The 17,000-nt window shown below is 72.2% G+C and carries 15 protein-coding genes; 8 read left to right on the top strand and 7 right to left on the bottom strand.

Annotated elements, in window-relative coordinates:
- Positions 1-89: 89 nt before the first annotated feature.
- Positions 90-572, bottom strand: a complete 483-nt coding sequence (locus ESZ52_RS05240) for a DUF1801 domain-containing protein (RefSeq protein WP_181009942.1) — start codon at positions 570-572, stop codon at positions 90-92.
- A 100-nt stretch (positions 573-672) separates the two neighbouring features.
- Positions 673-1,524 (bottom strand): formate dehydrogenase accessory sulfurtransferase FdhD, encoded by an 852-nt coding sequence (fdhD, locus tag ESZ52_RS05235; protein ID WP_131104004.1) that lies wholly within the window; start codon positions 1,522-1,524, stop codon positions 673-675.
- A 68-nt stretch (positions 1,525-1,592) separates the two neighbouring features.
- Between fdhD and ESZ52_RS05230 the strand changes: the two genes are divergently transcribed.
- Positions 1,593-3,821: a hypothetical protein gene (locus ESZ52_RS05230; RefSeq protein ID WP_131104003.1), complete on the top strand. Its 2,229-nt coding sequence runs from the start codon at positions 1,593-1,595 to the stop codon at positions 3,819-3,821.
- Between the two features lie 4 nt (positions 3,822-3,825).
- Positions 3,826-4,473 (top strand): GNAT family N-acetyltransferase, encoded by a 648-nt coding sequence (locus ESZ52_RS05225; RefSeq protein WP_131104002.1) that lies wholly within the window; start codon positions 3,826-3,828, stop codon positions 4,471-4,473.
- Positions 4,474-4,507: 34 nt separating this feature from the next.
- Here the strand turns inward: ESZ52_RS05225 and hflX are convergent, their stop codons facing one another.
- Positions 4,508-6,052 carry a GTPase HflX gene (gene hflX, locus ESZ52_RS05220; RefSeq protein ID WP_131106443.1) on the bottom strand — a complete coding sequence of 515 codons (1,545 nt, stop codon included), beginning with the start codon at positions 6,050-6,052 and terminating at the stop codon, positions 4,508-4,510.
- A gap of 136 nt (positions 6,053-6,188) precedes the next feature.
- Between hflX and ESZ52_RS05215 the strand changes: the two genes are divergently transcribed.
- Together ESZ52_RS05215 and ESZ52_RS05210 are read left to right on the top strand one after the other, a co-directional pair.
- Positions 6,189-6,806, top strand: a complete 618-nt coding sequence (locus ESZ52_RS05215) for a class I SAM-dependent methyltransferase (RefSeq protein WP_131104001.1) — start codon at positions 6,189-6,191, stop codon at positions 6,804-6,806.
- Between the two features lie 67 nt (positions 6,807-6,873).
- Positions 6,874-7,428, top strand: a complete 555-nt coding sequence (locus ESZ52_RS05210) for a DUF7010 family protein (protein WP_131104000.1) — start codon at positions 6,874-6,876, stop codon at positions 7,426-7,428.
- Positions 7,429-7,438: 10 nt separating this feature from the next.
- Here ESZ52_RS05210 and miaA read toward each other — a convergent pair whose 3' ends face one another.
- Entirely contained in the window at positions 7,439-8,431 is a 993-nt protein-coding gene (gene miaA, locus ESZ52_RS05205) for a tRNA (adenosine(37)-N6)-dimethylallyltransferase MiaA (protein ID WP_131103999.1), read from the bottom strand.
- Positions 8,432-8,514: 83 nt separating this feature from the next.
- Between miaA and ESZ52_RS05200 the strand changes: the two genes are divergently transcribed.
- The 4 genes from ESZ52_RS05200 to ESZ52_RS05185 all read left to right on the top strand — a co-directional run bounded on the left by ESZ52_RS05200 (position 8,515) and on the right by ESZ52_RS05185 (position 13,370).
- Positions 8,515-8,817, top strand: coding sequence for a hypothetical protein (locus ESZ52_RS05200; protein ID WP_131103998.1), 303 nt, complete (start codon positions 8,515-8,517; stop codon positions 8,815-8,817).
- 23 nt (positions 8,818-8,840) lie between these two features.
- Positions 8,841-9,680: a pyruvate, water dikinase regulatory protein gene (locus tag ESZ52_RS05195; RefSeq protein WP_131103997.1), complete on the top strand. Its 840-nt coding sequence runs from the start codon at positions 8,841-8,843 to the stop codon at positions 9,678-9,680.
- 85 nt (positions 9,681-9,765) lie between these two features.
- Positions 9,766-12,432 carry a pyruvate, phosphate dikinase gene (ppdK, locus tag ESZ52_RS05190; protein WP_131103996.1) on the top strand — a complete coding sequence of 889 codons (2,667 nt, stop codon included), beginning with the start codon at positions 9,766-9,768 and terminating at the stop codon, positions 12,430-12,432.
- 167 nt (positions 12,433-12,599) lie between these two features.
- On the top strand, positions 12,600-13,370 hold the full coding sequence (locus tag ESZ52_RS05185; protein ID WP_131103995.1) for a (2Fe-2S)-binding protein: 771 nt from the start codon (positions 12,600-12,602) through the stop codon (positions 13,368-13,370).
- A gap of 11 nt (positions 13,371-13,381) precedes the next feature.
- Here ESZ52_RS05185 and ESZ52_RS19135 read toward each other — a convergent pair whose 3' ends face one another.
- The 3 genes from ESZ52_RS19135 to ESZ52_RS05175 are packed head-to-tail and all read right to left on the bottom strand — an operon-like array spanning position 13,382 to position 16,955.
- Positions 13,382-14,284, bottom strand: coding sequence for a glycosyltransferase (locus ESZ52_RS19135; RefSeq protein ID WP_181009941.1), 903 nt, complete (start codon positions 14,282-14,284; stop codon positions 13,382-13,384).
- Positions 14,281-15,063, bottom strand: coding sequence for a hypothetical protein (locus ESZ52_RS19130; RefSeq protein ID WP_181009940.1), 783 nt, complete (start codon positions 15,061-15,063; stop codon positions 14,281-14,283). The genes ESZ52_RS19135 and ESZ52_RS19130 overlap by 4 nt, the downstream gene beginning before the upstream one ends.
- A gap of 8 nt (positions 15,064-15,071) precedes the next feature.
- Complete coding sequence (locus tag ESZ52_RS05175) at positions 15,072-16,955, bottom strand: polysaccharide pyruvyl transferase family protein (RefSeq protein WP_131103994.1); 1,884 nt, start codon at positions 16,953-16,955, stop codon at positions 15,072-15,074.
- Positions 16,956-17,000: the final 45 nt, after the last annotated feature.

The raw sequence follows: 17,000 nt of genomic DNA, 5'->3' as shown, positions 1-17,000 counted from the left end.
CGTCGTTGTTGGGCACGCCTTCAGGGTATGCGGTCCCCCCGTCACTCCCGGGCGCCCGTCCACAGCGGGGCGTCGGGTCGGGCGGCGGCTCAGCCTTGGGTGTCCTCGCCGCCACGAGCGCCCTCGACGGCCTCGCCGCCGCCGGTCTCGGCGTCACCGATATTGTCGGCCTCGGTGTAAGCGTGCGTGACCAGCTCGCGCACGACGTCGAGGTCGAGGTGCTCGAGGCGGGTGGCGTAGACGCAGCCCGCTCCCAGGGTGTGCCGCCCGAGCCTGGCCAGCAGCTCCTCGCTGCGTAGGTGGCCCTGCAGCCCGTAGAGGGTGAGCTTGGCCTTGCGCGGGGAGAAGCCGACTCGGAACCAGTCGCCCTGCGCCGCGCCGCTGGTCGAGCGGTAGCGGAAGGAGCCGTAGCCCACCATCGAGGGGCCCCACATCACCGGCTCCTCGCCGGTCGCCTCCCGCATCAGCTCGAGGAGCACCAGGCCCTCCTCCCGGCGCCGGGGCTCGAGCCCGTCCAGGAAGTCGCGCGGGTCGACGTCGGTGGGTGCCGTCTTGGGTGCCTTGCCTGCCATGGGTGCCATCCTGCACCGGACCTCCGACACGCCGATGGCAGCCTGCGCATGGCACCCGGCTGGCACGCGGTTCGGTACGCGGATCGGCACCCGCTGGCACTCAGCCGGCCGGCTCCCCGGCGGCGACCCGCTCGATCCCCGTGTAGACGTTGAGCGTGCTCCCCCGGTTGAACCCGACGAGGGTCAACCCGGCCTCGTCCGCCAGATCGGCGGCCAGGGACGACGGTGCGGAGACGGCCGAGAGCACCGGGATCCCGGCCAGCACGGACTTCTGCACCAGCTCGAACGAAGCCCGGCCGGACACCTGGATCACGCTGCCGCGCAACGGCATACCGTGCTCGCGTAGCGCCCACCCCAGCACCTTGTCCACCGCGTTGTGCCGCCCGACGTCCTCCCGCAGGCAGGCCAGCTCCAGCCCGCCCTGCCCCGGCAGGAAGAGCCCCGCGGCGTGCACGCCGCCGGTCCGGTCGAAGACGGCCTGCGCCTCCCGGAGTCGGTCGGGGAGGGCGAGCAGCTGCTCGAGCGAGACGGTGGCGCGGTCAGCGGCCAGGTCGTGGACCCCGGTGCGGCGCACCGACTCGATCGAGGCGGTGCCGCAGACGCCGCAGGAGCTGGAGGTGTAGACGTGCCGCTCCAGGCTCGGGTCCGGCGGGGGGACGCCCTCGGCGAGGGTGACGTCGACGACGTTGTAGTCCCGCAGGCCGTCGGCGCCGATCCCGGACCGGTAGTCGATCTGGGCCACGTCCGCCCAGGACGTGACCACGCCTTCCCCGTGGAGGAAGCCCACGGCCAGCTCGAAGTCGTGGCCCGGCGTGCGCATGGTGACCGAGAACGACCGCCCGTTCACGCGGATCTCCAGCGGCTCCTCCCCGGCGAGCACGTCGGCGCGGGCGCGCTCACCCCCGTCGGCGGACAGGCGGGTGACGCGTCGGCGCTGGGTCACGCGGGTCATGCCCGCCAGCGTAGGGCCGCCCGGAGCACGAGCGCCCTCCCGGCGGAGATCTCTGCCACGCTGGCCCCGTGCACGAGCAGCTGCGGGCGCCGGAAGCCAACCCGCTGGAGTTCTCCCTCGACGCGGCGATCGAGGGTATGGCTGCGTGGCGGGTCGGCCCGATCCGAGCCTGGCTGGAGCAGCAGCTGGCGACCGCTCACCCGGACTGTGTCCGGGATCTTGCCGTCCTCGAGGCGACCGCCTGGTGGAACGCGCAGGGGTGGGGCGGCGTGACCGAGACGACGTCCCGCCTGGTCGAGGCCGCCAGGGCCTCCCCTGGCACCCTGGCGCCTCTCCTGCTGTTCGTCCGCTTTGCCTCCATGCTCGCCTGGGAGCAGGAGTGGGAGGTCGACGGCATTCGCGAGGTGGTGCGGAAGCTCGTGGCAGAGGTCCGTCCGCAGGAGCGGCAGGACCCAGAGGTCGACGCGGCGCTCCGGCTGCTGACCTTCCTGCTCGCGGAGTTCGCCGTTGAAGCAGCCTCGCTGGGCGGGCAGCTGTCCGACTGGGCGGACCAGGCCAAGGCGGCGGCGCAGGAGGGGGCGCGCCTCGTGGACGTCGTCGGTGTCGAGGTCCACGGCCCTGTTCTCGCCTATGTCGCGGACCAGGCCGCCGATGAGGTCGCCTACTACCAGGCGGTGTCCCGCGCCGCCCGGGCCGTGGCCAGCCTGCCCACCGACCAGGGCGCGGCCCTGCTGGGCGCGATCGAGCAGCTGCGGACGGTGGAGCGGGACGAGGATTCGATCGACCGGTCCGAACTGCGGGCGCACCGGCTCAGCCTGGAGGCCATCCAGGTGGCCTTGGACCGCCCATGGCTGGAGATCCACAGCGGCCGGGTGATCGCCCTGTTCCCCTTCGCCCTGCGTGGTCCTGGGACCCAGGACCTGGCTCACCTGCTGGACGGTTGCGAGCAATGGCTGCTCGGCGGGGTCCCCGTCGTCTCCCAGAGGGGCAGCCTGCCAATCAACGACATGTGGCACACCGAGGACCCGCTCGGGCGCGGTTTTCGAGGGGCGACCCTGCGTCTTCCGGAGGTGCTGCTCGCGCGCCGGGACGAGGCGGACCTGGTCGCCCTCCCCGAGATTTGGTTGAGCGAGCTGGGGAACCACGTGCTGCGGCTGGAGATCCCCCTGGCCCACTGCCATCCGTTCGCCCTCGAGCACGTCCTGCGCATCCTCGGGCCCGAGGGTGCCGATCTCGACCTCGTCGGGCAGGAGGTGCGGTCCGTGCTGCCCCCACCGCACGACCGTTCCTGGACGTCGGCCGCCGACTTCGCGGCGAGCGTGCTGCTCGACCTCTCGGTCCGGCTCTGCCCGCCGCCGCAGGACCCCGGGCTCGTGTTCGTGCCCTCCCTGGTCACGAACGTCATCATCTTGGACCAGGTGGGCTCCTGGTACCCAGCCACCGGCGCCCGCGAGCAGGTGGACGACGGGGAGGAGGTGCTCCGGCTGTTCGGCGCCACGCTGCTGACCCAGCCAATCGGCATCCTGACCTCGATCGCCCAGTGGGCGCGGAGCAGCACCGGGCCGGTGCTCAGGGATATCCCCGGGACGGGCACGGGCTGCTGGATCTCCCAGTCCGAGAACACGGCGAGCGTCGTCGCGTTCGGCATTCCCTCCTACGCCGTGGACATGCTCACGGACTGCGTCGTCTTCACCGCGACCCTGCCGGGGCTCTTCGCCGGATGGAACCACGACCTGGCCATCTTCAACAACCGGCTCGCCGACGACCTCGCCGACATCTCGGGACGGCTCGACGCGCCCCACAATCCCCTGACCTCGAAGGAGGTGCGGAGGCTGGAACAGGACCTTGAGACCCGCCAGCTGCGTCTGCACGACTTCGTCGCCCGGTGCCGCGCGGTCATCTTCTTCGTCGAGTCGCCCACCCTGCTGTCCTCACCCATCATGCGATCGTTGATCGACCGGTTGCTGGCCAGCGCCGAGTACCAACGCATGGTCAAGAGCTTCAACGACTCGGCCGCCACCCTCGCCGGAGGGCGGCTGGAGACCGTGCTGGGCAACGTGCGCACCCGGTTGGAGACGCTGGAGGAAGCAGAGGCGACCCGCCGGGAGCGGCAAGTACGCCTCGTCACCGAGGCCTTGCTGGCCGGCGTCGCGGTCGCCGGCATCTCCGGCGTGGCCAGCCTGATCCAGGCCGGTTACGACCTCGGCCCGATCGCGACCGTGCTCATGGTGCTGCTGGTCGTCGTGGTCTCGGTCTGTATAGGGCTCGCGGTCTGGCTGAGCAATCGTCGAGACTAGGCCGGTGATCACCTCCGAGCGGGACCCCGACCGGCTGCAGGCGCTGCACGCCCGGTTCATCGTCCCCCACTTCCCGCCTGAGGAGCGGGGCACCGCCCAGGAGCTGGTGCAGAGCGCGGCCACGGGCCGCTCCATCGTCTTCACGGCCGGCCCGGACGGAGACACCTCCGGGCCCCCCACCGGGTTGGCTGTCGTCGACACCTGGCCCGAGGTCCCGCAGGTCGCGCTCCTCGCCTGGCTCGCGGTCAGCACGGACACCCGATCCCGCGGCACCGGCTCGACCCTGCTCCGACACGTGCTCCACCACCTAGGTCGCCGGATCCTGCTCGCAGAGATCGAACCCGCCGACACCGTTGCCCGCTCCCGGGCCTACGGCGACCCCCGCGCGAGGGCCGGGTTCTACGCCCGGCACGGCGCGCGCCGGTTGAACATCCCCTACTGGCAACCGCCAACCTACCCCGGTGGCCCACCCGTGCTCCTTGACCTGGTGGTGGTCCCCAGGCCCGGGACATCAGTCCCTGCGCTGCTGCCGGCCGAGCCGGTGCGCAGCTTTCTGCAGACCTACGCCCTGCCCTACCTGCCGACGGACCTCGCCGATTCCCTTGACGAGGCCTTGACAGCCTTCCGGCTCCGCACGAGCCCCCTGGGCTAGGACCCGTGACGCGGCGCCGCACGCACCGACGGGGTCAGATGGCGTACTCGCCCAGCTGGCCGTGCAGGTCCGGGTTGACCTTGGCCTGCAGCCGGGTGCCGTCGCCCGTGTGCTCCTCGCCGAGCACGTCGCCCTCGTCGTGGAGCCGGGCGACCAGGTCGCCACGCTCGTACGGCAGCAGCACGTCGACCAGGATCTCGGGGCGGGGCAGCACGTCCTCGACGGCGGCCATCAGCTCGGGGATGCCCGCGCCGGTGCGGGCCGAGACGACCACGACGCGGGGGTAGGCGGCGCGCAGGCGGTCCAGGGTCTCCGGCTCGGCGACGTCGGCCTTGTTCACCGCGATGATCTCGGGGACCGAGGAGGTGGTGTCCGCCTCGGCGAAGACCTCGTCGAGGACTGCGTGCACCGCCGCGATCTGCCCCTCGGGGTCCGGGTGGGACCCGTCGACGACGTGCAGGAGCACGTCCGCGTCGGCGGCCTCCTCCAGCGTGGACCGGAACGCCTCGACCAGCTGGTGCGGCAGGTTGCGCACAAAGCCGACGGTGTCGGACAGCGTGTAGGTGCGGCCGTCCTCGCTCTCGTGCCGGCGCACCGTGGGGTCCAGGGTGGCGAAGAGCTGGTTCTGCACCAGCACGCCCGCACCGGTGAGCCGGTTGAGGATCGAGGACTTGCCGGCGTTGGTGTAGCCGACGATCGCCACGCTGGGCACGTGCTGTGAGCGGCGCGAGGAACGCTTGGTGTCGCGCACGGTCTTCATGTTCCTGATGTCGCGGCGCAGCTTGGCGATCCGGGTGTTGATCCGCCGCCGGTCCAGCTCGATCTTGGTCTCACCGGGCCCGCGGGAGCCGATGCCCTCACCGCCGGCGACCCGTCCACCGGCCTGCCGGGACATCGACTCACCCCAGCCGCGCAGACGCGGCAGCAGGTACTCCAGCTGCGCCAGCTCGACCTGGGCGCGGCCTTCCTTGCTCTTGGCGTGCTGGGCGAAGATGTCGAGGATCAGCGCCGTCCGGTCGATGACCTTGACCTTGACGACGTCCTCCAGGGCGCGCCGCTGCGACGGGCCGAGCTCGCCGTCCACGATGACCGTGTCCGCACCCTCGGCGGCGACGATCTCACGCAGCTGCGCCGCCTTGCCGGACCCCAGGTAGGTGGCGGCGTCCGGCTTGAGCCGACGCTGGATCACCCCGTCGAGCACGGTGGAGCCGGCCGTCTCGGCCAGCGCGGCGAGCTCCCGCAGGGAGGTCTCGGCGTCCTCCAGGGTGTTCTGCCCGTTGTCCTCCCAGACGGACGCCAGGACGACCCGCTCCAGCCGCAGCTGGCGGTACTCGACCTCGGTGACGTCCTCGAGCTCGGTGGACAGTCCGGCGACGCGGCGCAGGGCGGCGCGCTCCTCGCGGTCCAGCTGGTCGCCGTCGACGTCGGTCTCCCGCTCGCCCACTGCTGCGTCCTCGCCACCCCAGGTGCCCCAGTCGTGCTCGTGCAGGTCGATGGCGCTGTCGTCCAGGGCGTCGGCGCGCCGGTCGAGGACGCGCTCGCGGGGGGTCTGCTCGGCAGAGCTGTGCGGCTGGGCCATGTTCTCCTTCAGGTAGGGGATGCGGTGAGTCTGCGGTGAGTCACGCATCGGCGTGCTCTCCACCCTCTCACCAGTCAACGCACGCTGCCACCGTTTTCTGCCCGGACAGCCCTGACATCTGCCCTAGGCTGCTCGCGTGCAGCCTGACCACTACTTCACCGCCGAGCCGGCCTCCGACGGCGAGCTTCAGCGGCGTGCGGTCCGGCTGGCCGGCCGGGACGTGGAGGTCGTCACTGCCGGGGGCATCTTCTCCCCCGACGGGATCGACAAGGGCACCCGCGTCCTGCTCGACGAGGTGCCGCCGCCCCCCACGGACGGCACCTTCCTCGACCTCGGCTGCGGGTGGGGGCCGCTGGCCCTGACCATGGCGCTGGAGTCGCCGGCCGCCACCGTGCATGCCGTCGACGTCAACGCCCGGGCCCTGGACCTGACACGGCGCAACGCACAGGCCTTGGGCTGCACCGGCATCCAGGTGGCCCACCCCGAGGAGGTGGACCCGGGCGTCCGGTTCGACCTGCTCTGGTCCAACCCCCCGATCCGGGTCGGCAAGCAGGTCCTGCACGAGATGCTCACCACCTGGCTGCCGCGCCTGCGGGAGAGCGGTACGGCATACCTCGTGGTGCAGAAGAACCTGGGCTCGGACTCGCTGCAGCGGTGGCTGCAGGAGACCCTGCCCGGCCTGATGGGCGCGGTACGGGTGTCGCGGGCCGCGAGCAGCAAGGGCTTCCGGGTGCTGCAGGTGGGTCGACCCTGAGCGGCGGCCGCGGCTGACCCGGCGCGGCGGATCAGCCGCGGGTGACCCGGTGCGTAGGGTCGCCGCCATGACCGACGTAGGCGACTACCTCTCGGCGCTGGCCACCGTCAACCGGCTCGGCTTCGGTTTCCTGCTGGCCTACGGCACCACCTGGCTGGCGGCCGCTGCCCTGTGGTGGCGGCTGGGCCCCAAGGTCGGGGCCTACGCCGCCCTCTTCCAGGGGATGGTCGCCCTACCGCTCGGTCTGGGCCTGACCGCGCTGTTCGCCGCCGGGGAACGGCCGGGCGACCCGACGATGAACGCCCTGTCCATCTACCTCGCCATGGGTCAGCTGCTCCTGCTGCCCCTTGCCATCGTGCTCATCGTCCGCCAGCAGCTCCTGCTCGCCACAGCCTTCCAGGCCGTCGTCATCGCTGTGCACTTCGTGCCCTACTCCTGGCTCTATGGCACGCCCCTGTTTGCCGTCCTGGCTCCCGTCATCGCGATCGCGGTGACTGTCGTGGTCGCTCAGCAGGACCGCTGGGCCGGGGAGACGAGGCCCGGCCGGACACCGGGGGCCCTGGTGTGCCTGTCGGTCGGAGTCTCCCTGGCGCTCGGCGGCGTCATCGCCCTGCTGCTCTGACTCCGCTCCCTCAGTCTTCGGTCTCCCCGGCCGCCGAGCGCACGACCTCCAGCGCCCGGTCCACCAGGCCCGGGTCATCGTGCTCGAGCCACACCACCCGCGGGTCGGCCCCGAACCAGCGCTCCTGGCGCCGGGCCAGGCGCCGCGTGGCCACGACGGTCTCCTCGACCGCCTCGGTCTCGGAGAGCTCGCCGTCCAGCTGGCGCAGCGCCTGGGCGTAGCCGACCGCCCGCGACGCGGTCCGACCCCGGCGCAGCCCCTGCCCCTCCAGCACCCGCACTTCCTCCAGCAGCCCGGCCCGCCACATACCCCGCGTCCGGTGCTCGATCCGGGCGTCCAGCACCTCCCTGGCCGCCCGCAGGCCGACCAGGACCGTGGGCGCGACGAACTCCCGCGTGGGCAGTGTCGCGCTGAACGGGCGACCCGTCAGCTCGATCACCTCCAGGGCGCGCACGATCCGGCGCCCGTTGCGCGGCTCGATCGCGGCCGCCGCGTCCGGGTCCCGCTCGGCGAGCAGGGTATGCAGCGCCTCCGGCCCGTCGCGCTCCAGCCGCTCCTCCCAGGCCGCCCGCACGGCCGGGTCGGTCGGCGGGATCTCCAGCCGGTCCAGCAGGGCCCGCACGTAGAGTCCCGAGCCACCGACGACGACCGGCAGCCGGCCCCGGGCCCGGATCGCAGCCAGGTCCGCCCGGGCGGCCTCCTGGTAGGCCGCGACGCTGGCCTCCTGGGTCACGTCCAGCACGTCCAGCTGGTGGTGGGGTATGCCGTGCCGCTGCCCGTCGGGCAGCTTGGCCGTCCCGATGTCCATGCCCCCGTAGAGCTGCGAGGCGTCCGCGTTGACCACCTCGCCGCCCAGCGTCAGGGCCAGGGCCACGCCCAGGTCCGACTTCCCGGTGGCGGTAGGACCGACGACCGCGACGACGTGGAAGGTGCTCGGGACGGCCGGGTGCTCGGCCTCGGGCACGCTGGACACACCTGCCGGATCCGTCCCGCCTGCGCCCATGACTGGCATCCTGTCATCGGCCGATGGACCGGGGCCCTGCGACACCGGTTGCCAGGTCGCGGTCGTCGCGGCAGGGTGGCCGTATGAGTGAGCCGACCAGCACGCCGCAGGACCATGGTGACGAGGACGAGCTTGTCGTCGAGGAGGACTTCGGCCACGGCGACAACACCGCGGACGGGCACCTGACCAGCGCTCAGCGCGCCGAGGCCGAGCGCGAGCGCGAGGCGGAGCTGGCCGACCCGGACCAGTCGGCGACGATCACCCCGGAGACGGTCGTCGACCCCACCGCCGGATCGGGACTGGACCCCTCGCCGTCCGGCGAGACCGGCGACGTGGAGGGTATCGGCACCGAGCCGCCTCCGGGTGACCGCAACGAGCCGGTCTGAGCCCCTCCCCATACCCTCGGTCCATGTCCCGCACGCCGATCGAGGTCCACATCATCGCCGACTCGACCGGCGACACGGCCGCCCGCGTCGCCCGTGCGGCGGCCGCCCAGTACGCCGGGTACGACGTGCGGATCATCCGGCACCCACGGCAGTCGACCGCGGACGGGCTGCACGACGCCTTCGGGCGGATGCACCCCGACCGGGCGCGCACGGTGGTGTTCTCCACGGTCGTCGACGAGGGGCTGCGCCACCTGGTGGCCCAGCTGTGCGCGGAGCGGGGCCTGCCGCACGCCGACCTGCTCGAGCCGGCCGTCTCGGCCCTGACGTCGGCGACCGGCGAGGCCCCCGAGCGGGTCGTCCGCCCCGTCGGGGTGAGCGAGGACTACTTCAAACGGGTCCAGGCGATGGAGTTCGCCATCGCCAACGACGACGGCAACCTGCAGAACCACCTGCGGGAGGCCGACATCGTCCTCGTCGGGGTCAGCCGTTCCGGGAAGACTCCCCTGGCCATGTACCTGGGCTATCTGGGCTACAAGACGGCCAACATCCCGCTCGTCCCAGGCATCCCGGTGCCCGGCCAGCTGCACGAGGTCGAGCGCTGGAAGATCGTCGGGCTCAGCATCGACCCCGAGCGTCTGCAGCAGATCCGTGGCCGGCGACTGCGGGCGATGGGCAGCTCGGGGATGCACCGGGACGGCTACACCGATCTGGTGAAGATCTTCGACGAGCTCGACGAGATCGGGGGCGTCCAGCGCAGCCTGGGCTGCCCGATCATCGACACCACCGACATCGCGCTGGAGGAGGCCGCCGGCCGGGTGATCGAGCTGGTCGACCGGCGCAAGGAGGCCGCACAGGGTCGATGAGGACGGCCGCCCCGGTGGCGATAGTGTCGGTCCTGTCCGGCGGGGCGCTGGTGCCCCGCACCCCCTCGCGAGGAGCGATGTGCCGATGACCGGTGAAGCCGCCAAGTACCTCTACGACATGTCCGAGGGCAGTGCCGACATGCGCACGATCCTGGGCGGGAAGGGTGCCAACCTCGCCGAGATGAAGCGCCTGGGCATCCCCGTCCCGGACGGCTTCACGGTCAGCACCGCCGCCTGCGTGGACACCATGCGCGCCGGCGGTGAGTGGCCGGACGGCCTCTGGGAGGACGTCCAGACCTCCCTGGAGCGCCTGGAGGAGCGCACGGGGCGCACCCTGGGCGGGCAGAACCCGCTGCTTCTGTCGGTCCGCTCCGGCGCCGTCTTCTCCATGCCGGGGATGATGGACACCATCCTCAACCTGGGCATCAGTGACGACACGGTCGAGGCGCTCGCGGCCCAGGCCGAGAACCCGCGCTTCGCCTGGGACTCCTACCGCCGGTTCCTCCAGATGTATGGCGATGTGGTCGAGGGCGTCCCGCCGCACCTCTACGAGGACGAGCTGACCTCGCTCAAGGCCCGGCGCGGGGTCGAGCAGGACACCGAGCTGTCCACCGAGGACCTGCAGGAGCTGGTGGCGACCTTCAAGGACGTCTCCCGCCGGGAGCTGGGCCGCGAGCTGCCCACGGACCCGCACGAGCAGTTGCGCCGCGCGATCGACGCCGTCTTCCGCTCCTGGGACACGCCCCGGGCCCGCGTCTACCGCAAGGCCAACGACATCCCCGACGACCTGGGGACGGCGGTGAACGTCATGCAGATGGTCTTCGGCAACCGCGGCGAGACCTCCGCGACCGGTGTCTGCTTCACCCGCAACCCCTCCACCGGGGAGCACGAGCTCTACGGCGAGTTCCTGGTCAACGCCCAGGGTGAGGACGTGGTCGCCGGCATCCGCACCCCGCGCCCGCTCACCGAGATGGAGCAGGTGCTGCCGCAGGCCTACGAGCAGCTCGTGCAGACGATGCGCGACCTCGAGGCGCACTACAAGGACATGCAGGACATCGAGTTCACGGTCGAGGAGGGCACGCTCTACCTGCTGCAGACCCGCAACGGCAAGCGCACCGCCGCCGCGGCGCTCAAGGTGGCCCGCGACATGGTCGAGGAGGGCGTGCTCACCCGCGAGGAGGCACTGCAGCGGGTGGAGCCGGGTCAGCTCGACCAGCTGCTGCACCCCGCGATCGACGCCGAGCACGGCCGGACGCCCGTCACCAAGGGCCTGCCCGCCTCCCCCGGCGCCGCCGTCGGCGAGGTCGTCTTCGACGCCGACATCGCCGCCCGGCGCGGTGAGGCCGGCGAGGCGGTGGTCCTGGTCCGCTACGAGACGACTCCCGACGATATCCACGGCGTGATCCAGGCCCAGGGCGTGCTGACGGCGCACGGGGGGATGACCTCGCACGCGGCCGTCGTCGCGCGTGGGATGGGCAAGCCCTGCGTGGCCGGGGCCAACGCGATCCGGATCAACACCTCCGAGAGGACGCTCTCCATCGGCGACCGGGTCTTCCACGAGGGTGACGTCATCACCCTCGACGGCTCCACGGGGCACGTCTACGGCGAGGCGCTGGAGCTGGTGCCCCCGCAGATCAACGAGGACTTCGCGGCGATCCTGGGCTGGGCCGACGAGGTCCGGCGCCTGGGCGTGCGCGCGAACGCCGACACCGGCGAGGACGCGGCGAAGGCCCGCGAGCTGGGCGCGGCCGGCATCGGGCTGTGCCGCACCGAGCACATGTTCATGGCCGCCGACCGGCTGCCGGCCGTGCGGGAGATGATCCTGGCCGACGACGAGGACGCGCGGGCCCAGGCCCTGGAGAAGATCCTGCCGATGCAGCAGGAGGACTTCGAGGCGATCTTCACGGCGATGAAGGGCCTGCCGGTGACCGTCCGGCTGCTCGACCCGCCGCTGCACGAGTTCCTGCCCTCGCTGGTGGACCAGTCGCTGCTCGTCCAGCGCCTGGAGCTCACCGGCGGTGACGCGGGTGAGCTGGACCGTGCGAAGGTCCTGCTCGGCCAGGTCAAGCGCCTGCACGAGCTGAACCCGATGCTGGGCACCCGCGGCTGCCGGCTGGCCATGCTCTATCCGGAGATCCCGGCCATGCAGGCCCGCGCCATCGTGCGGGCGGCCCTGGCCGTGCGCGAGCGGGAGGGGGAGACGGCCGGCGTGGAGATCATGATCCCACTGGTCGCCTACGCCGCCGAGCTGCAGAGCCAGCGCCGGGTGGTGGAGGAGGCCGTGGCCGAGGAGCTGGAGTCCGCCGGTGCCGAGCTCGAGGTCAGCGTCGGCACGATGATCGAGCTGCCCCGCGCCTGCGTGGTGGCCGACCAGATCGCCGAGCACGCCGACTTCTTCTCCTTCGGCACCAACGACCTCACCCAGACCGGTATCGGCATCTCCCGCGACGACGCCGAGGGTGGCTTCCTGTCGGCCTACGTCGCCGAGGAGGTCATCCCGAGCAACCCGTTCGAGTCGATCGACCGCGACGGCGTCGGGGGGCTGGTCCAGATCGGTGCGGAGAAGGGCCGGGCCGCCAAGCCCGGCCTCAAGCTCGGTGTCTGCGGCGAGCACGGCGGCGACCCTGCCTCGATCGCGCTCTTCGAGGAGCTCGGCCTCGACTACGTCTCCTGCTCCCCCTTCCGGGTGCCGATCGCCCGCTTCGCCGCGGCCCGCGCCGTCCTGGGCGGCCAGAAGCGCGCCGACGGCTGACCCGCCCTTGCCGACAGAACACGTGCAAGGGCCCGACAGGACACGCGAGAAGGCCCGACAGGACACGCCAGAAGGCCCGACAGGACACGTCGAAGGGCTCAGGAGAGCACGCCGCACGTCAGGACTCGATCATCAGCACTGACCTGAGCCAGCCCGATCCCTCGTGGTTGGCGACCCTGCACGAGCTCGGCGGCTTCCACCAGCTGGCCGCACCCACGCCGCCGGGCTCCGACGCGGTGCCGTGGTCGCAGGTGCTGGCCGAGCCCGCGCTCGCGGCCCGGATCACCGACGTCCGCGCGGCCCTGGCAACCGGCAGCGGCCTGCCGGTGGAGGACGTCGACCCCAAGGTGGCGGTGTCCGCCACGCAGGTCGGCCTGGCCTCCCGCCTGTGGTCGGTCGCCCTGGCGAGCGCGGTCCTGCACGAGCACGTCCCCGACGTCTCCGCCGCCAACCTCGTGGCCAGCCTCGTGCACCGGGGCAGCGTGCCGCTGGGGCTGGACGACCCGCAGCGCTGGTATGCCGCCCGCTCGCTCGACCAGGCCGTCGCCGCGATCGACCGTCTGGTCGTGCGAGGCAGCCTGGCGGAGCTGAACCGTGCCTGCGCCCAGGTCGGCCGGACGCCGGAGCGGGTGCTGCTGAGCAACGCCACCTCCTCGCTGGTCGGCGCCGCCCGGGTGCTGGCCCGTCTACGTCCCGCGGCCGGCCCAGGGGCCTGGGAGCTGGCCAGGGCCCTGCTCAGGCTGCCCGAGGTGGCCCGGGGTGGCGGTCTGCGGGACCCCGGGACGCTGCCGGACGGGGTCGGCGGGCCGCTGGAGCGAGCGGACGAGGCGTTCCTGCGCACCGGCTGCTGCGTCTTCTACCGGCTGCCACGTCACGGCCTGTGCCCGGACTGCGTGATCGCTGAGCGTCGCCCCGAGCTGGTCACACCGGCCCACTGACAGCCCGCCGGTCAGCCATGCGCGACGTGGGTGGACAGCAACGAGCTCGCGGGCTCGGCGTCGACGCCCACACTGCGGTCGGGAAGCATGACCACCTGCGGCTCGGCCGCCGCTGCGGCCCCCAGGAGGCGTGGACGTGGTCCGTCCGCCACGGCCCGGTCCAGGACGAACTGCAGGGCTGGCCGCCACCCGCCCATCTGTCGGTGTCGGCGGGCGGCGAAGGCGGCCCTGGCGGGCGCCGCGCGCCGGCCGAAGACCTCGTTGAGCACGATCGCCCGCACGTGCAGATCCGCCCCGCCCCACCGCGTCCCCGAGCTCTGCTCGGGGTGTACCCCGAAGATGTACGGCACGGCGTGCGCCGTCAGACCGGCCCGGAGCAGGTCGGCGATGAACAGGTACTCGTCCCCGAGGTAGTAGCGGGCCCCCGCGCCGAAGCGTTCGTCGAAGCGCAGCCCCGCGGCCCGGACCTGCTCGACGTCGACGAGCATCTCGTAGGTCGCGGCCTTGGCGGCGTTCGTCAGCCGCAGCCGGGTCGGCCGGTTCGTCAGGTAGGTCTTGCGCAGGCGCCCGTCCGGGGTGACGCCTCGTCCCAGGGCGAGGGCGGCCCCGGTCCGCTGGAGGTGCTCCACCCCGGCCAGCACGCCGTCGAGGCGGACCTGCACGTCGTCGTCGCAGAACAGCAGGTAGCGCCGGCCGGCGAACTGGATGGCGGCGTTGCGGCTGCGTGCCACGCCGCGCCCCGGCACCGAGACCAGGGCGTCCCACCGGGGCGGGGCGACGGCCCGGGAGTGGTCGCCCTGCAGCAGGACCAGCACCTCGACGTCCCGGTCCTGCGGGGCCCGGATGGCGTCGGCGCGGTCCGCCAGGCAGGCGTAGCTGACGGTCAGCGACCTGCTCAGCACCGCCGCGCTCATGCCGCCGCCACCAGGTCGGTCCGGGCCGCGGCGCGCGAGAAGCGCATGATGCCGGCGGAGAAGGCGCCGAGCTGGCCATAGAGCAGCCGCGACCCGAGGAAGAAGACGATCGCGTCCGCGCTGCTGAGCTGGCCCTCCAGGGTGCGGAACAGCACCACGAGCAGCACCACGCCCATACCGAGGCTCCCGGCCGCGGCCCCGAACTCCGCGATCCGGATGCGGCCGCTGACGCGATCGCTGACGGGCGCCGAGCCCGGACGGCTGCCGGAGGCCACGTACGCTTGCTGGCGGCCGAGCTCGCGGGCATACAACCGGGACAGCACCGCCATGACAGAGAGCACGACGACCACGTTGACCGCCGCCGTCAGCGGGTCGAGCGCGAAGAAGATGACGCAGAAGACCGCCGTCTGCACGATGCTCACCAGCACCGTCGACAGTTCCAGCGCCAGCGCCCAGTCCCAGCTCTGCCGACTGGGGCTGCGGGCCTCGAGCTCCTCGAACCGTCGCCGGAACCGGGAGACCCTCACGATGCGCACGAGGTGGTGCATGCCGCGGGCCCCGGCCATGGCCAGGAAGAACCCCGCGATCTGCCACATCAGCAGCGAGTCCTCGCCGCGCCACCGCTGCGGCCCGTCGATGACCAGCTCGGAGAAGAGTCGGATGACCAGCAGCTCCACCACCGGCACCGCGGCCATCACCAGCACCAGCAGTGACACCTCCACGCGTCCTGCGCTGGAGGGGAAGAGCCGGCGCAGGGCGCGCAGCAGGTGCCCCAACACCGTGGGCCTCAGCCGTCCTCGAGGACCAGGTCGACGCCGGCCCGCACGGCATCCTCGATCTCGTCGAGCTTGGCCTCGCTGACCCGTTCCTGGACCAGCAGATCCGTGAGCGGCGCTCGCCGCAGGTCGAAGCCGACGATCGTGGGCTCGTGCGTGCGCTCCAGGCCCACCCCGCGGGCGTAGTCGCCGTACTTGATCCCGGTGCCGTGGACCGCGCCCTCCAGCCCGGTGAAGCCGATCAGCGCGCACGGTATGCCGTAGCTGTGGCAGGCGATCATCACGTGCATCGCGCTGGTCACGACCGCGTCGTAGCGGACCAGCTCACCGAGGAACTCCTCGATGGCGGTCGGGTGCGACATGCGCACGCTGAGCTCGTCCATGCCCTCAGGCAGCACCAGGGGCACGTTGGCGTGCTTGAAGTGGCGGACCAGCAGGGTGCGCCCGTTGGTCTGCCCGGCGACGTGCTCGACCGGCACGATCCGGCGCAGCAGCGCACCGGGGTCACCGAAGGACTGCACGTCCGGGCCACCGCTGGCGCGCAGCAGCGCGGCCGTCACCGGGCCGCGGACGGACAGGTACCGGGCCTTGGCCTCGAGCTCCAGCTCCTCGCTGCTCACGCCCGTGCCGACCACCACGGAGCTGGGCTTGATGAACCGACCGATCGACCCCACCCCCACCAGGTGGGCCGAGTGGGAGGGCGCGGTCGGCGGCACATACCGCACCGCGCGGCCGGTGACCCCGTGCACCACCAGCGGGCTGAGCCAGTCGCCGAAGTTGCCGGGGAACGGACGGGACCACCAGGCCAGGGGTAGCGGTTCCTGCCCGGGGCTGAGCGTGACGTAGTGCGAGAAGGCATCTGCCGCGCCCTTGGCCGCCTTCTCCCCCGGGGTCAGCAGACCGCCCGCCTGGAGTCGCTCGTACGTCTGCGTCATCGCCCCGAGGTCCCCGCGCTGGGAGGAGGCGATGAGGTGCCGGGTCAGCCGGGCCCGGTGCGCGTTGGCGCTGCCGGCCTGGCCGACCGCACCGCCGCTGGTGAGCAGGTGGGTCAGCCCGACCTGGTCGGCGACCCGGCGCAGGGGCCCGCTGATCCCTCGGGGCAGGGTGCGCTCCACCCGCTTGGCGGTCTTGAGCACCCGTCGCAGCGGGAGCCGGCCGGTGACGGCCTGGTTGCCGGCGGCTGCCCCGCCCACGCCCTTGTGCTGGACCACCTTGTCCTTGAAGTCCTGCACGTTGCCGCTGTCGCCGAAGGCGAAGAAGGGCACCACGCCGGAGTCGACGTCAGCCTTGTCCAGGCGTGCCGCGCTGGGCAGCACCTGGAAGGTCATCCGGGTCGCGTTGGCCCGCCAGGACTCCTCGAAGAAGTAGTCGTCCGTGGCCTTGATCGTCATCTCCTGCTCGGCCGCATAGGCGTCCTGGATGAACCGTCGACCCGCGGGGGTGGCGTTGATGCCGAAGAAGCAGGGCTCCCAGAACCTGGTGCGGTGGGCATACCCGATCCGCAGCGGTGTGCTGAAACCGCGCTGGAAACCGACGATGTCGGCGGTGAAGTCCGCGACGTAGTCCGGCAGGGAGAGCAGCGAGCAGTCGACGTCGATCCAGAAGACCTTCTTGTCCGGGTTGCGCTCGCAGACCTCGGCCAGGAAGCCGATCTTGCGCCGTGTCATGTCGGCCCAGTCGGCGCCCTCCGGCTTGTGCAGCTGCTCCATCTCGTGCGCCAGACCGAGCCGGTCCAGCTGACGGGCGAGGTCGCGGGCGTGTCCCCGGTAGTACTCGTCGTCGGTGTAGAAGGAGCAGAGGACCACGTCGTCCCGGAGCGACTGCCGGTCCGACGACGGGTCGTCGACCAGGACGCCAGGGGCCAGCCGGTCTTCATCCACTGGGGCGAGGCTCATGATCTCCGGATGCTAGGGGCGCCCGACCCACGCCCCGGGGAGGCG

This window comes from Ornithinimicrobium sufpigmenti (assembly GCF_004322775.1).
GTDB classification, from domain to species: Bacteria; Actinomycetota; Actinomycetes; order Actinomycetales; family Dermatophilaceae; genus Ornithinicoccus; species Ornithinicoccus sufpigmenti.
Note: the sequence above shows the minus strand (reverse complement) of the source record. Positions and strands in the feature narration are given on the sequence as shown.

Bases quoted from the DNA above. Each gene is read 5' to 3' on its own strand.
- ESZ52_RS05200 (WP_131103998.1), top strand. From the start codon at position 8,515: ATGAGTGAGCCGACCAGCACGCCGCAGGACCATGGTGACGAGGACGAG.
- hflX (WP_131106443.1), bottom strand. From the start codon at position 6,052: ATGGCCCAGCCGCACAGCTCTGCCGAGCAGACCCCCCGCGAGCGCGTC.
- ESZ52_RS05240 (WP_181009942.1), bottom strand. From the start codon at position 572: ATGGCAGGCAAGGCACCCAAGACGGCACCCACCGACGTCGACCCGCGC.
- ESZ52_RS05175 (WP_131103994.1), bottom strand. From the start codon at position 16,955: ATGAGCCTCGCCCCAGTGGATGAAGACCGGCTGGCCCCTGGCGTCCTG.
- ESZ52_RS19135 (WP_181009941.1), bottom strand. From the start codon at position 14,284: ATGAGCGCGGCGGTGCTGAGCAGGTCGCTGACCGTCAGCTACGCCTGC.
- miaA (WP_131103999.1), bottom strand. From the start codon at position 8,431: ATGGGCGCAGGCGGGACGGATCCGGCAGGTGTGTCCAGCGTGCCCGAG.
- fdhD (WP_131104004.1), bottom strand. From the start codon at position 1,524: ATGACCCGCGTGACCCAGCGCCGACGCGTCACCCGCCTGTCCGCCGAC.
- ESZ52_RS05195 (WP_131103997.1), top strand. From the start codon at position 8,841: ATGTCCCGCACGCCGATCGAGGTCCACATCATCGCCGACTCGACCGGC.
- ESZ52_RS05210 (WP_131104000.1), top strand. From the start codon at position 6,874: ATGACCGACGTAGGCGACTACCTCTCGGCGCTGGCCACCGTCAACCGG.
- ppdK (WP_131103996.1), top strand. From the start codon at position 9,766: ATGACCGGTGAAGCCGCCAAGTACCTCTACGACATGTCCGAGGGCAGT.